Origin of the sequence: Bradyrhizobium sp. CIR18 (assembly GCF_014198295.1) — a bacterium.
GTDB lineage: Bacteria > Pseudomonadota > Alphaproteobacteria > Rhizobiales > Xanthobacteraceae > Bradyrhizobium.
In genome coordinates this window covers 592,891-606,508 of sequence record NZ_JACIHF010000001.1, presented here as the reverse complement: position 1 = coordinate 606,508, position 13,618 = coordinate 592,891, and the positions used below count along the sequence as shown (strand labels likewise).

Here is a 13,618-nt window from a genome sequence, read left to right as displayed (position 1 = left end):
TCGCATTCCTCACGCTGTCGCAACAATGCGGCGAAATACGGATGTGACCAGGGAACTTCGGCTGGGGAGCAAAGGTCAGCTTCTTTAACCTTTGTTAACGATCCGGACCTGCGACGGTCGGGCCTGTTCAGGGCGCCAGGAGGAACCAGATTGCGCGTGTTCCCGCAGCCAGATCCGGTGTATGGAGTTCCCTTGCTCCGTCCCTTTGGCCTTTGTCCCTGCAGCTATGCCGATTTTCAACCAGTCGATCAGGCGCAAGATCGTCGGTATCGCCCTCGGATTGATCGTCCTGATGCTGGTCACCTCGATCCTGTCGATGGTGATGTCGAGCCAGGTCGGCGTCCTGCTCGACGAGCTGACCAACCGCTACATCCCGGCCTACAGCCATCTGGCTCGCGCCAACATCCGCTCGCTGGAGCGGGGGCTGGCGCTACGGCGGATGGTCATGACCAAAATGGAGTCACCGTCGGACGAAGAGGCCTATGCGGCGCGCCTTCGCGAGTTCGAGACATCCGATCGCAAGATCGAGGAGGAGGCCGAGGCCGCGCGTTCGCTTGTCAACGCGATCATCGACGACCCCAGGACGTATTCCGACAATGCCGCGCTGGGACGGATCGATATTCGCATCGAGACCGCCGTCACCGAGCTGCGGCGCGATCTGAACGAGGACCATGCGAAGCTGCTCAAGCAGGTCGACGCCAGGCAGATGGCCGAGGCCCGCGGCACGCTGGAACACATCGACGTGCTACGCGATCAGTTCAACCGCAAGGTCGATGCGATCCGCGCCGACATGCTGACGCAGGTGTTCTTCTCGACGTCGCAGGTGATCAGCCGCCAGCATCAGGCGATCGTCGTTTCGGGTGTCGTGACCCTGCTCGCGGCGATCGTCGGCTTTGCCTTTGCGCTCCTGGTCTCCAGCGGCATCACGCGCCCGGTGCGGCTGCTGCTCGCCGGCACCCGCGAGGTCGAGGCCGGCCGCTTCGACAAGACCATCACCGTCTCCACGCAGGACGAGATCGGCGAGCTCGCCGCGGCCTTCAACCGCATGACCGAGCAGCTCAGGCACAACGAGCGCATCCGCGAGACCTTTGGCCGCTACATCGATCCCAAGGTGGTGCAGGGGCTGATCGATCGGCCCGAGGTCGCGATCGACGGCGAGCGCCGGGTCATGACCATCATGTTCTGCGACATGAGCGGCTTCACGTCGATGAGCGAGGGTATGACCCCGCGTGGCCTCGTCAGGGTGATGAACCACTATTTCACGGTGATGTCCGGACCGATCAGGAGCAATCGCGGCATCATCGACAAATATATCGGCGACGCCATCATGTCCTATTGGGGCCCGCCCTTCATCGAGGAGGACGAGCAGGCGCTCCTGGCCGGCATCGCCGCAACCGAGATGGTCGACCAGGTGCCCGCGCTGCAGAAGCAGCTGCCCGACCTGCTCGGCATCCGCGCCATGCCGGCGCCGTGTGACCTGCGGATCGGCATCGCCACCGGCGAGGTCCTGACCGGCAGCATCGGCTCCGAGCTGATGATGAGCTTCACCGTGATGGGCGATGCCGTGAACCTGGCGTCGCGGCTGGAGGCCGTCAACAAGGTCTACGGCACCCGCATCCTGATCTCGCAGGCAACTGCTGATGCGATCGGCTCGCGGCTCGAGCTGCGCGAGATCGATCGTCTCGCGGTCGCGGGGCAGAGCGCGCCGCAGCCGATCTTCGAGGTGATGGCGCGGGCGGGCGCGCTCACCGCCGCGCAGGACAGCCTGCGCACGCATTATGCCGAAGCGCTCGCCGCCTATCGGGCCCGCCGCTTCGACGAGGCGCGCGCGGCCTTCAACGCCGCGCTCGAAGCCGTCCCCGGCGACGGCCCCTCGCGCACGATGCTCGGCCGCATCGCGCAATTCGAGGCCAAGCCGCCGGAAGAGGGGTGGGACGGCGCCTGGCGCCTGGAGCAGAAATAGCCGTTTTTGTTGGGTCGGCCCGCCCTGTCCGGAAAAAACGTTTCTACTCGATAACGATGTTCGCCGTGACCTATTTCCCGGGCTTAGGTTGGATGTCCTTGAGGCGTTTGACGGGGACACGCCGATGACGGAACTTCAGGACAGGCTGGAACGGTTCGAGACGCTCACCGCCGAATGCGAGCTGATCGCCAAGCTCGCCACCGACAGCACCAAGCGCGAGTTCTATCTGAAACTCTCGGAACAGTACCGTCAGCTGGCGGTGGACATGCGGCAGGCGATCGCGACCAAGGCTGCGGCCTGACGCCGGCTGCAATCCGTTCTTAAGGTTTGGCGCGCATCCTTGACGTCGCGAGCGATCGCTCGTGGTGGAAAGGCCGGGGTTCGCTGCAATGCAGCGCACCTCGCGAGTGTCATTTGCCATGCTTGACAGGGCAATCACATGCGCCTCGTTGCCGTGATCATAGTCGCGCTCATGACGGCGGCCTGCGACCAGGAGCAGGATATCACCGGCTCGACGCCGACCTGCCCGATGCGGAACTACAGCTACAATCCCCGCGACATGAACCAGTGCGTCAGTGCGTGCAAATCGTGCGATCGTGGCACCACGGTCACCTGCACCACCTCCTGCACCCTCAAGGGCGCGCGCTGAGGCTACCGCTTTCTCCGGCGCACCCAGCGGCGGTGCTAGGGCACCGGAACGATTCACTTGGGTTAATCATTGAAGCAGGTGGGCAGGACGCGGAGTCCGATGGAAATGGGTATGCTCGATCCCGGTCGATTTCTGGTGTCGTGCTCGCATTGTGATGCCTGGCCGATGGCGGCCAATGTGAAGCGGTCGAGCTGGTCGGCGTCCCCGCACGAGGTCCGCTTTGTCTGCACGCGCTGTCGTCGCGAGGAGACCGCGATCGTCTCGGCCTCCGGCGAATTGACCCCGATCAAGCGCGTCGACGTTCCGCCGCGCGACGTCGCTGTCGCCTGGGCCCAGGCGCAACGTGTGCGAGGGCGGACCTGAGCGCCCGGCATCGACCGGTCGATTGACTCCCGGGGCCAACGGCTCGTAAATGATCGGCGACGGTTCTCCTCAGGGAGATCAAAAGGGAATGTGGTGCGGGATTGTCCCAACGCAGGGATCTGTCTCAACGCCACGGCTGCCCCCGCAACTGTAAGCGGTGAATCTTTCGTCTCATGCCACTGGGAAACTCGGTCCTGGGAAGGCGACGCAAGGTCACGACCCGCGAGCCAGGAGACCTGCCGTCAGCCGTGGTCACACGCGAAGATGTCGGTCGGGGAGTACAGACATTAGCTTCACCGGAGCAATCCATCGCTCTGCCGTGAAACCTCGTTCGCTGTGACGTGCCACTGACGTCATACCGAGGTTACAATTGTGTCCCGTCTCGTCTCTGCCGCCAGGCGCCTTGCCGCCGGCCTGCTCGCATCCGTTTCCTTCCATTCGCTCGATCTGTCCTCCGCCTTCGCCCAGCACGAGCTTGCCGAGCAATTGCCGCCGATCGAAGTGATGCATCACGACGATCACAACCGCACGCGGGCGAGGGCGATCGGTGACGGCGAGGCGACTCGGCAGCGGGCGAGGACGAATGTCGCGCCGGCAGGCAATGGCGCCGGCTCATCCGGCTCCGGCGGTAAGGCTGCCGCCGGCAACGGCGGCATCGTCGGGGCCGCCACGACCGTCATCACGGCCGCGGATATCGCGCATTCGCCATCGCAGACGCTTGCCGAGATCATCGCGATGCAGACGCCGGGGGCCCAACTCACGACGCTCTATGGCGGCCAGATCGGCGCCAAGACCAGCGTGGACCTGCGTGGCTTCGGCGCCTTTGCCACCGCCAACACGCTGGTGCTGGTCAACGGACGACGGTTGAACGACGTCGACATGGCGCAGGTGGACCTCTCCACCATCCCGCTCAATTCGATCGAACGCATCGAGGTCACGCGGGGAAATTCCGGCGCGGTGCTCTACGGCGACAACGCGGTCGGCGGTGTGATCAACATCGTTACCAAAAATGGCGTCGGCGGACCGCCCGTGACCGCGCGCATCGAGGCCGGCTTCGGCTCGTTCAACACCAGGCTCGGCAATGTCTCGACCTCGCTCAATTCCGGTCCGTGGTCGACCTCGTTCTACGGCAATACGGTCAGGACCGATGGCTACCGCGACAACAATCGCTATTCGCAGCAGAACGGCGTCGGCAATCTCAACTACACGACGCCGGGCCTGAGTGCTTTTCTCACCGTCACCGGCGACAATCAGGAGCTGCGACTGCCGGGCGGCCGCACCGTCGATCCCTCCATCGGCCTCGACGAGCTCAGGGCCAACCGGCGAGGGACCAGCACGCCGTTCAACTACGCCAACCAGCAGGGTTTTGGTGCGACCGCGGGCTTCACCAAGACCCTGGTCAACGGCGTCGATCTCATTGTCGACGGCGGCGTGCGCGACAAGAAGCAGCAGAGTGCGTTCTTTTCCACCCCGACGCCGGTTCCGGCTTTCTTCACGTCAACCTATGTCGGTTCCCATCTGACGAATTGGTCGATCACGCCGCGGCTCAGCGTGAAGAGCCTGCTGCTCGGCATGCCGTCGCAGCTCCTGAGCGGCATCGACTATTACGATGCGAGCTTTGAGCAGAACCGCGGCGCGGGGCAGGGGCTCTCCCCCTGGCACAATTACGACCTCAGGCAGCAGACGGTTGCGGGTTATGTCCAGCACACATTGGGAATCGCGCCCGCGACCGACATCTCCTACGGCGCGCGTGTGCAGAACGTCAGACTTGCGGCACGCGACAATTTCGACCCGGTAGCTCCTTTCAACGCCGACATCGGCGCGCTGCCGCTGACGAGCAACGAGACCCAATATGCGCTGCATCTCGGGGCCGAGCATCGCCTCAACGACCAGGTCTCACTGTTCGGCCGCATTGCGCGCGCGTTCCGCACGCCTGATGTCGACGAGCGCCTGTCCTCGGGGCCTTCCTTCGATCCCTTGACCTTCGCTGCGATCCCGCAAACGTTCCAGCTCAAGACCCAGACCTCTGGGGATATCGAGGGCGGTGTTCGCATCAAGGGAGGCGGATTGCAGCTGCAGAGTAGTCTCTATCTGATGGATCTCACCAACGAGGTCCATTTCAATCCGGTCCTGTTCTACAACACCAATCTCGATCCGACCCGCCGCTACGGCTCGGAGACCAGCCTGTCCTATCGCGTCAACGATGCCCTGCTGCTGCGCTCCGGCGTGGCCTACACCCGCGCGGTCTTCCGCGAAGGCATCTGGGCCGGCAACGACGTGCCGCTGGTGTCGCGCTACACGGCGAGTGCGGGCATCACCTGGAACATCTGGCAGAATTACGTGGTGCTCGATGCCACCGCGCGCTTCTGGAGCGAGCGACGCATGGACAACGACCAGGCGGGCACCCAGAAGCCGATTCCCGCCAACGGCACGATCGATCTCAAGCTCAGCGGCCAGGTTGAGCGCTACTTCTGGTCCCTCAGCGTCAACAATGTGCTGAATGCGCTCTACTACGACTACGCCATCGCGAGCACCTTCACGGACGGCCGCTTCAGCGCCTATCCGCTGCCCGGCCGCTCCTATCTGCTCAAGGCCGGTGCAACGTTCTGATTTTCGTCACGCGCCCTAAATGGACTAGAATTCGAAAGAAGGAGATTCAACCATCGCTCTCAGCATCCTGCCGTCTGGTGGCGATCGCTTCCGGCTTCACCCGGTCGCGCCGCGCCTTGCGCCGATATTCTGCTTTGCGCTGCTGACGGCGTCATGCGCGCTCGCAAGTTTTGCGTTCGCCTGCGCCACGCCGTTCGCGGCCTTCGCCGTCGTTGCCGCGGCGATGTTGCCGCAGCGTCCGGCGCTGCTCGTCGTCACCGGCGCCTGGCTCGTCAACCAGACCATCGGTTTCGGCGTGCTGCATTATCCCGTTGACGCCAACGCGATTGCCTGGGGCTTCCTGATCGGCGCGGCTGCGCTTCTGGCGACCGCGGCCTCGTCGACGGTGCTCGGCCTGCTGCCGCAGGGCCGCACGCCGCTGACGCTGGCGATCACGCTCGTCGCCGCCTATGGGATTTACGAGCTCGCGCTGCTCGCCGCGACGCCGTTCCTCGGCGGCGAGGGCGCCTTCACCGCCGCGATCGTGACGCGCATTGGACTGACCAGCGCCGTCTGGCTCGCCGGCCTCGTCGCCATCTGTGAGATCGTGCGCCTGGTCGATCCGGCCGGACGCAAGCGAGCGATGTCGGCCTGAGCGGCCGATCGTGGCCGTAGCCCGGATGGAGCAAAGCGCAATCCGGGGCCGCTCGCCCCGGCATCTCGCACCGTCCCGGATTACGCTGGCGCTCCATCCGGGCTACGCGATCGTGCCTGTGTCGCCCTCTGTCAATCCACGTCGCTAAAAATATTCCACTTTACCGAAATTCGGTTTCGGCGTATGTGTCGTCCATCCCGGCTCACCCAAGAGGGGCGACTATGTGGTCGTCACTGTCGCGAGCCGGGCTTGCGGTGGACGCGGCAGCGTCGGCACGAGAGGCGCGGGCAGGGCGGGTAGTCCCTGTGAGCCCGAGGCTTCGTGCGGATGAGCGGCGCTGCTAGGCTTCGTCTCGTCTGTTAGTTTCCGGCTTCGTCGACAGGGCTGGAAAAACTGCGGCGAAATGGCGGGCCGTGCGTACGGCAAAACCGTGTGGTCCTGGCCGTCGTTGCCACGGTCAAGCTTCCGCGGAGATGCGAGCGAGCCCAACCGGGCAGACTGCATCATCCAATTCGCGGGGCGAGGGAGGCCAGAAGGAATGGTCGGCTCCCGGGAGATCACGGCATAAGCCGTCCAGCCACTGCGCAGGGAAGGCCGAGTGATCGGCCACACCTGTATGCTGCTGTGCGGTTCTTTCTGCGCGTGCTTTTCGCGCAGCGGACCGCGGGTGCGAGCCGGCACCCGGCCTTCCCTGCGCCCTCTTGGATGAGAGGGTAGCGAGACCAAGCAAAGCTCGGGCGAATGAAGCCGCGAGGCCGCGAAGGCATGTCTGTGAGCTGAGCTGCGTGCCACAATCTCGATCTCGTAGGGTGGGCAAAGCGCAGCGTGCCCACGCCTTGTTGTTTATGGAGGGAGATCGTGGGCACGGCGCGATGCGCCTTTGTCCACCCTACGGCACTGCAGCTAGGATATGCATTGGAGCATCCCGATGGTGCCTCCTGCTCCGTCATTGCGAGGAGCGCTTGCGACGAAGCAATCCAGAATCCCTCCGCGGAAAGACTCTGGATTGCTTCCGCCTTCGCCGAGGCTTCGGCGGACAAGTCGCTTCGCTCGCAATGACGGCGTGGAGAAAGCGTGCGTCATAACTCCGCTGGTGCCCCGGACGCAGCGCAGCGCTCCTTCAGCGGTGCGTTGCAGAGCCGGGGCCCACACACGAGGGAAGAGTCGTCGATGAGCGGCGCGCCCCGACTCACCCGCGCGGTCACCGCCTCGTGGAGCAAATGCGGAAGTGTTGTTGCCGATACAAAATCTGAAGTTGTGGATCATCCTTCCCGCGAGGGTATTGAAGTAGTCCACCCCGTGTCTTCCCGGTAACGATTGTGCTGTCTACGCAACACTCGGTTCCGATTTAACCGTCATCACTGGTGGTTCGCATCACCGCCGCTTTTTGGCCACACCCAAACATGAATAAAATCGCTCTAATGTTCTAGGGCAGCGGCGGTCTTCGAAGGCGACGAGAAATCCCAAGGTCGATTCAAATCTTGGCTCTGATTTTTCGGGTCTGAAAGGGTTGACCGAGGAAACTGGTTTGCGATGAGCGCGAAGATTGACAAGCAGAGGCTGCCGAGCCGTCACGTGACGGAAGGCCCTGCGCGCGCGCCGCATCGGTCCTATTTCTACGCCATGGGTCTGACCACCCAGCAGATCCACCAGCCTTTCGTCGGCGTCGCCTCGTGCTGGAATGAGGCCGCTCCCTGCAACATCGCCCTGATGCGCCAGGCGCAGGCGGTGAAGAAGGGCGTGGCGTCGGCCGGCGGCACCCCGCGCGAGTTCTGCACCATCACCGTGACCGACGGCATCGCCATGGGCCATGACGGCATGCGCTCCTCGCTGCCGTCGCGCGAATGCATCGCCGACTCCGTCGAGCTCACCGTTCGTGGCCATGCCTATGACGCCCTGGTCGGGCTCGCCGGCTGCGACAAGTCGCTGCCGGGCATGATGATGGCGATGGTCCGTCTCAACGTGCCCTCGATCTTCATCTATGGCGGCTCGATCCTGCCCGGCACGTTCCGCGGGCAGCAGGTCACCGTGCAGGACATGTTCGAGGCCGTCGGCAAGCACTCGGTCGGCGCCATGTCGGACGAGGACCTCGACGAGATCGAGCGCGTGGCGTGCCCCTCGGCGGGTGCCTGCGGCGCGCAGTTCACCGCCAACACCATGGCGACCGTGTCCGAGGCGATCGGCCTTGCACTGCCTTACTCGGCCGGTGCTCCGGCACCCTATGAAATCCGCGACGCCTTCTGCATGACCGCGGGCGAGAAGGTGATGGACCTGATCGCCGAAAACATCCGGCCGCGCGACATCGTCACCCGCAAGGCGCTGGAGAATGCCGCCGCCGTGGTCGCCGCCTCGGGCGGCTCGACCAATGCTGCGCTGCACCTGCCGGCGATCGCGCATGAGTGTGGCATCAAGTTCGACTTGTTCGACGTTGCCGAAATCTTCAAAAAGACACCATATGTCGCGGATTTGAAGCCGGGCGGCCGTTATGTCGCCAAAGACATGTTTGAAGTAGGTGGCATACCGCTTCTGATGAAGACGCTGCTCGACAACGGCTTCCTGCACGGTGATTGCCTTACCGTCACGGGCCGCACGATCGCCGAAAACCTCAAGAGCGTGAAGTGGAATCCGCACCAGGACGTGGTGCACCCGGCAGACAAGCCCATCACCGTCACTGGCGGCGTGGTCGGTCTGAAGGGCAATTTGGCGCCAGAAGGTGCGATTGTGAAAGTCGCGGGAATGTCCAACCTCAGGTTTACCGGTCCGGCCAGGTGCTTCGACCGTGAGGAGGATGCTTTCGAGGCGGTCCAGAAGCGCACCTACCACGAAGGCGAAGTCATCGTGATCCGCTACGAGGGGCCGAAGGGCGGCCCCGGCATGCGGGAAATGCTCCAGACCACCGCGGCGCTGACCGGCCAGGGCATGGGCGGCAAGATCGCGCTCATCACCGACGGCCGCTTCTCCGGCGCCACCCGCGGCTTCTGCATCGGCCATGTCGGGCCGGAAGCGGCCATTGGCGGCCCGATCGGGCTGCTTGAGGACGGCGACATCATCGAGATCGACGCGGTCGCCGGTACCCTTAACGTAAAATTGAGCGACGCCGAGCTGGCCCAGCGCAAGACCAAATGGACCGCTCGCGCGACTAACCACACGTCAGGTGCGCTCTGGAAGTATGCTCAACAGGTTGGACCAGCGGTCGGGGGGGCAGTGACCCATCCGGGCGGCGCGCACGAGAAACAGTGCTATGCGGACATCTAGGCGTGCCATAGTTGCGTTTGTGTTGGGGGCCGGTGCGCTGGCCGCCCCGGCGCTTGCCTTCGACGGGGCTCCGGTCAACCCGAAGGACGCGACCATCCCGGTCGTGACCACCTTGCCGGGGACCGCGGTGACCGCGCGCGGCAAGGTCGCGCCGGCGGCTGTGCCTCAGGAGACCTCGCTCAGTGCGCTGCAGTATGCCGCCGAGGGTGGCCACCCCATCGCGCAGTGGAAGCTCGGCCGCATGTACGCCAATGGCGACGGCGTCGCCCAGGACGATCTGCGCGCCTTCGAATATTTCAGCCGGATCGCCAATGCGCATGCCGAGGACAGCCCGTCGGCACCGCAGGCGCAGATCGTGGCCAACGCCTTCGTCGCGCTCGGCCGCTACTATCTGAGCGGCATCCCGAACTCGAAGGTCAAGTCGGATCCGGAGCGGGCGCGGGAGATGTTCTCCTATGCGGCGTCTTATTTCGGCAATGCCGACGCTCAATACGATCTCGCCCGGCTCTACCTGAAGACGCCGGACGCCTCGCGCGAGGATTTCCGCTATGGCGCGCGCTGGCTCGGCCTCGCCGCGCAGAAGGGCCAGCACGAGGCGCAGGCGCTGCTCGGCCAGATGCTGTTCAACGGCGACCGCCTGCCGCGGCAGGCCGCGCGCGGCCTGATGTGGCTGACGCTGGCGCGTGACAGCGCCGGCGCCGAAGAGACCTGGATCAAGGAAAGCTACAGCCGCGCCTTCGCCAAGGCCTCCGACGACGACCGCGCCATGTGCCTGCAAATGCTGGAACAGTGGGTGCAGGGCGGCCGCCGGCAGTAGCTCGGCAATCTCGGTCTCGTAGGGTGGGCAAAGCGCAGCGTGCCCACCAATTCCGCGTAGCCTACGCCGCCTCCAGATCCAGATCCGCCCACACCGGCACGTGGTCCGACGGCTTCTCCCAGCCGCGCACATAGCTGTCGATCCCGACATTGGCGAGCCGGTCGCTGGCCTGGGGCGACAGCAGCAGGTGATCGATCCGCAGGCCCTGGTTCTTCTGCCAGGCCCCGGCCTGGTAGTCCCAGAAGGTGTAAAGCCCGGGCTCATCCGTGACTGCCCGCAAGGCATCGGTCAGCCCGAGGCCGAGCAGGGACTGAAAGCTCTCCCGCGTCTCCGGCTTGAACAGCGCGTCCTCGGTCCAGGCGGCGGGGTTATGGACGTCACGGGCGTGCGGGATGACGTTGAAGTCGCCGGCGAGGATCAGCGGCTCCTCGGTCTTGAGGCGCTCCTTCGAATAGTCAAGAAGCCGGGACATCCATTTGAGCTTGTAAGGATATTTCTCCGTCCCGACCGGATTGCCATTGGGCAGATAGAGACAAGCGATGCGCATCACGCCCGACTTCAGCGTCACCACGCCCTCGATGAAGCGGGCATGGGCGTCCTCGTCGTCGCCGGCGAGCCCCGACTTGGTCTCGTCGAACCGAAGCTTGGAGAGCAGCGCGACGCCGTTGAACGTCTTCTGCCCGTGGGTGACCACGTTGTAGCCGAGCGCCTCAATCTCCAGCCGCGGAAAGGCCTCGTCGACGCATTTGATCTCCTGCAGGCAGACGATGTCCGGCTGGCATTCCCTGAGCCAGGTCAGCAGGAGGTCGATCCGCTGCCGGACCGAGTTCACGTTCCAGGTGGCAACTCTGATGGTCATGTCGGCGGGCTCCGGGCAGGGGCCATGGTTAGAACAAACTGCAAACGCGCCCGTCAAGGACGCCGCAAAATCTCCCACAAAATTAACCCGGCTTAAGCATGCGGCAGGCCATTGATCGTCAAAAGGTTCCGCGAATGGGATGGCCGAACAAGTCGATGAAGCAAACTGAGCCGCGTGACGGCCTGATCGGCGCGTTCCTGTATTGGCTCGGCGGCTTCGAGATCGAGGACGGCCTGACCGCCGATCTCAGCGAGCGCGAGATCCGCCGCATCCGCGCCAAGCAGATCGATGCCGTGACGCGGCTGATTCCCGTGACGATGGCGGTGACGATGCTGAACGTCGCCATCGTGCTGATCCTGTTCTGGGGCAGGGGCTGGAACGACTTCCTCGCGATCTGGGGCCTGACGCTCGCCGCCACCGCCTCGCTCGCGGTGCGCGCCTGGCGGCGGTCGCACCAGAACCCGCCGCAGGAGGCCTCGCCTCGCGCCGCGCGGCAGATGCTGCGGCAGGCGGTCTTGCTCGCCGCGATCTGGGGCGCGCTGCCGCTCGCTCTGTTCAGCCGCATCGAGCCGACCAGCCAGCTGATCCTGGCCTGCCTGATGGTCGGCATGATGTCGGGCGGTGCCTTCACGCTGTCGACCTTCCCGCGTGCCGGCCTCGTCTATCTCGCCACCATGACGACCGCCTGCGCCGGTGCGATGCTGCTCTGCGGCGCCGGGCCGTATCTGGTGACGGCGGTGTTCCTGCTGCTGTTCGCATTTTTCATGGCGCGCAGTATCGTCTCGCAGGGCAATCTGTTCCTCGGCAATCTCAAGGCCCAGCTCGAGCTCGAACGCCAGACCGAGATCATCTCGCTGCTCCTGAAGGACTTTCAGGAGAACGCCAGCGACTGGCTGTGGCAGACCGATGCCGAAGGGCATTTGATCGACGTGCCCGAGCGCTTCGCAGATGTCGCTCAGTTGCCGTTGCCGCTGTTGAAGGGATCGAATTTCGCCGACGTGCTCGACATGCTGTGCCCGGAGGACAAGAGCGCGGCCTACAACGTCGTCGGCCTGATGGAGCAGAACGAGCCGCTGCACGAGATGAACCTCAAGGTCGTCGCCGGCGGCGAGGCGCGGCTGTGGTCGCTGACGGCCAAGCCGGCCTATGACCGCGAGGGCCAGTTCCTCGGCTATCGCGGCTTCGGGCGCGACGTGACCGAACGCTGGCGCGCGGAAAAGGCGGAGGCCGAGAGTCGCGCCAAGTCGGACTTCCTCGCGGTGATGAGCCACGAGATCCGCACGCCCATGAACGGCGTGTTCGGGCTTGCCAGCATGCTGCTCGAGACCAGGCTCGATCCGGAGCAGCGCGAGGCGGTCACCACGATCCGCGAGTCCGGCGACAATCTCCAGCGCATCCTCAACGACATCCTCGACCTGTCCAAGCTCGAGGCCGGGCGCTTCACCTTCGAGGTGATCGACTTCGCCCCGCAGGCGCTGGTGGAGGCGGTCGCGACCGTCGTCCGCGCGAGCGCCAAGGCCAAGGGGCTGACGATCAAGCTGGAACTCGACCCGAACCTGCCGCCGACGCTGCGCGGCGACGTCGCGCGCATCCGCCAGGTGCTGCTCAACCTCGCGTCCAATGCGGTGAAGTTCACCGATGAAGGCGAGGTGACGATCTCGGCGACCTGCCAGGCGCGCCGCGACTTGCTGGCGACCGTCGAATGGACGGTGACCGACAGCGGCATCGGTATCGCTCCCGAAAAGCTCGGCCAGCTCTTCAGCGACTTCGCGCAGGCCGATGCCTCGATCAGCCGCCGCTTCGGCGGCACTGGCCTCGGCCTTGCGATCTCCCGGCGCATCATCGAGCAGATGGGCGGCACCATCGGCGTCACCTCGGCGCCGGGCGAGGGCTCGACCTTCCGCTTCACGCTGGTGCTGCCCTGGAGCCAGGCCCAGGCCTCCGAGCAGACGGCCGGCCACGACGAGGCCGACGAGCTCAAGGCCCGTATCGCCGGTCTCGATCGGCCGCTGAACGTGCTGGTCGCGGAGGACGATGCGGTCAACCGCATGGTCGTGAGCAAGATGTTGGGGGCCTTCGACGTCGAGCTGCGCGTCGTCACCGACGGCGCTGAGGCCGTCGCGGCAGCATCCGAAGGCAATTACGACGTGGTGCTGATGGACGTGCGCATGCCCGACATGGACGGGCTTGCCGCCACCCGCGCCATCCGCGCGCAAGGCGGACGCTGCGAAGCTTTGCCGATCGTCGCGCTGACCGCCAATGCCTTCCCCGAGGACGTCAGGATCTGCCGCGAGGCCGGCATGTCGGACTTCCTCGCCAAGCCGCTGCGCAAGCCGGCGCTGGTCGCGGCCTTGCTGCGCGCGCTCGGCGGCTACACGATGTCAGAGGACGCGCCGCTGCAGCCGGAGCTGATGCCGGCCGAGATGGAGTGGACGGACGAGGAGAAGCAGATAACAGGCGCGTAAGCG

The 13,618-nt window shown here is 64.9% G+C and carries 10 protein-coding genes and 1 riboswitch; of the genes, 9 read left to right on the top strand and 1 reads right to left on the bottom strand.

Features of this window, described 5'->3' with window-relative positions; translation table 11 throughout:
* Nucleotides 1-226: 226 nt before the first annotated feature.
* The 8 genes from GGD65_RS02980 (at nt 227) to GGD65_RS02945 (ending at nt 10,291) form a co-directional block, all read left to right on the top strand.
* Nucleotides 227-1,963: an adenylate/guanylate cyclase domain-containing protein gene (locus GGD65_RS02980; RefSeq protein WP_183234361.1), complete on the top strand. Its 1,737-nt coding sequence runs from the start codon at nt 227-229 to the stop codon at nt 1,961-1,963.
* A 124-nt stretch (nt 1,964-2,087) separates the two neighbouring features.
* Nucleotides 2,088-2,264, top strand: coding sequence for a hypothetical protein (locus GGD65_RS02975; protein WP_018320305.1), 177 nt, complete (start codon nt 2,088-2,090; stop codon nt 2,262-2,264).
* Nucleotides 2,265-2,402: 138 nt separating this feature from the next.
* Nucleotides 2,403-2,612: a hypothetical protein gene (locus tag GGD65_RS02970; protein WP_018320306.1), complete on the top strand. Its 210-nt coding sequence runs from the start codon at nt 2,403-2,405 to the stop codon at nt 2,610-2,612.
* 99 nt (nt 2,613-2,711) lie between these two features.
* The gene (locus GGD65_RS02965) at nt 2,712-2,975 is read left to right on the top strand and encodes a hypothetical protein (protein ID WP_244550660.1); all 264 of its coding nucleotides are present in this window, start codon (nt 2,712-2,714) and stop codon (nt 2,973-2,975) included.
* A 43-nt stretch (nt 2,976-3,018) separates the two neighbouring features.
* A riboswitch (cobalamin riboswitch) is annotated at nt 3,019-3,234 on the top strand.
* Nucleotides 3,235-3,347: 113 nt separating this feature from the next.
* The gene (locus tag GGD65_RS02960) at nt 3,348-5,585 is read left to right on the top strand and encodes a TonB-dependent receptor domain-containing protein (RefSeq protein WP_183234360.1); all 2,238 of its coding nucleotides are present in this window, start codon (nt 3,348-3,350) and stop codon (nt 5,583-5,585) included.
* A gap of 52 nt (nt 5,586-5,637) precedes the next feature.
* Complete coding sequence (locus tag GGD65_RS02955) at nt 5,638-6,219, top strand: hypothetical protein (protein ID WP_183234932.1); 582 nt, start codon at nt 5,638-5,640, stop codon at nt 6,217-6,219.
* Between the two features lie 1,533 nt (nt 6,220-7,752).
* Entirely contained in the window at nt 7,753-9,474 is a 1,722-nt protein-coding gene (gene ilvD, locus GGD65_RS02950; RefSeq protein WP_179736566.1) for a dihydroxy-acid dehydratase, read from the top strand.
* A complete protein-coding gene (locus GGD65_RS02945) occupies nt 9,461-10,291 on the top strand; it encodes a tetratricopeptide repeat protein (protein WP_026201921.1) in 831 nt (276 codons plus the stop codon). The genes ilvD and GGD65_RS02945 overlap by 14 nt, the downstream gene beginning before the upstream one ends.
* 61 nt (nt 10,292-10,352) lie before the next feature.
* Here GGD65_RS02945 and xth read toward each other — a convergent pair whose 3' ends face one another.
* A complete protein-coding gene (gene xth, locus GGD65_RS02940; RefSeq protein ID WP_018317865.1) occupies nt 10,353-11,150 on the bottom strand; it encodes an exodeoxyribonuclease III in 798 nt (265 codons plus the stop codon).
* A 134-nt stretch (nt 11,151-11,284) separates the two neighbouring features.
* Between xth and GGD65_RS02935 the strand changes: the two genes are divergently transcribed.
* Nucleotides 11,285-13,615 carry an ATP-binding protein gene (locus GGD65_RS02935; protein ID WP_183234359.1) on the top strand — a complete coding sequence of 777 codons (2,331 nt, stop codon included), beginning with the start codon at nt 11,285-11,287 and terminating at the stop codon, nt 13,613-13,615.
* The last annotated feature ends 3 nt before the right edge of the window (nt 13,616-13,618 follow it).

What these genes read in the sequence shown, in the direction of transcription:
- GGD65_RS02980 (WP_183234361.1), top strand. Translation starts at nt 227, where the DNA reads ATGCCGATTTTCAACCAGTCGATCAGGCGCAAGATCGTCGGTATCGCC.
- GGD65_RS02975 (WP_018320305.1), top strand. Translation starts at nt 2,088, where the DNA reads ATGACGGAACTTCAGGACAGGCTGGAACGGTTCGAGACGCTCACCGCC.
- GGD65_RS02970 (WP_018320306.1), top strand. Translation starts at nt 2,403, where the DNA reads ATGCGCCTCGTTGCCGTGATCATAGTCGCGCTCATGACGGCGGCCTGC.
- GGD65_RS02965 (WP_244550660.1), top strand. Translation starts at nt 2,712, where the DNA reads ATGGAAATGGGTATGCTCGATCCCGGTCGATTTCTGGTGTCGTGCTCG.
- ilvD (WP_179736566.1), top strand. Translation starts at nt 7,753, where the DNA reads ATGAGCGCGAAGATTGACAAGCAGAGGCTGCCGAGCCGTCACGTGACG.
- GGD65_RS02945 (WP_026201921.1), top strand. Translation starts at nt 9,461, where the DNA reads ATGCGGACATCTAGGCGTGCCATAGTTGCGTTTGTGTTGGGGGCCGGT.
- xth (WP_018317865.1), bottom strand. Translation starts at nt 11,150, where the DNA reads ATGACCATCAGAGTTGCCACCTGGAACGTGAACTCGGTCCGGCAGCGG.
- GGD65_RS02935 (WP_183234359.1), top strand. Translation starts at nt 11,285, where the DNA reads ATGGGATGGCCGAACAAGTCGATGAAGCAAACTGAGCCGCGTGACGGC.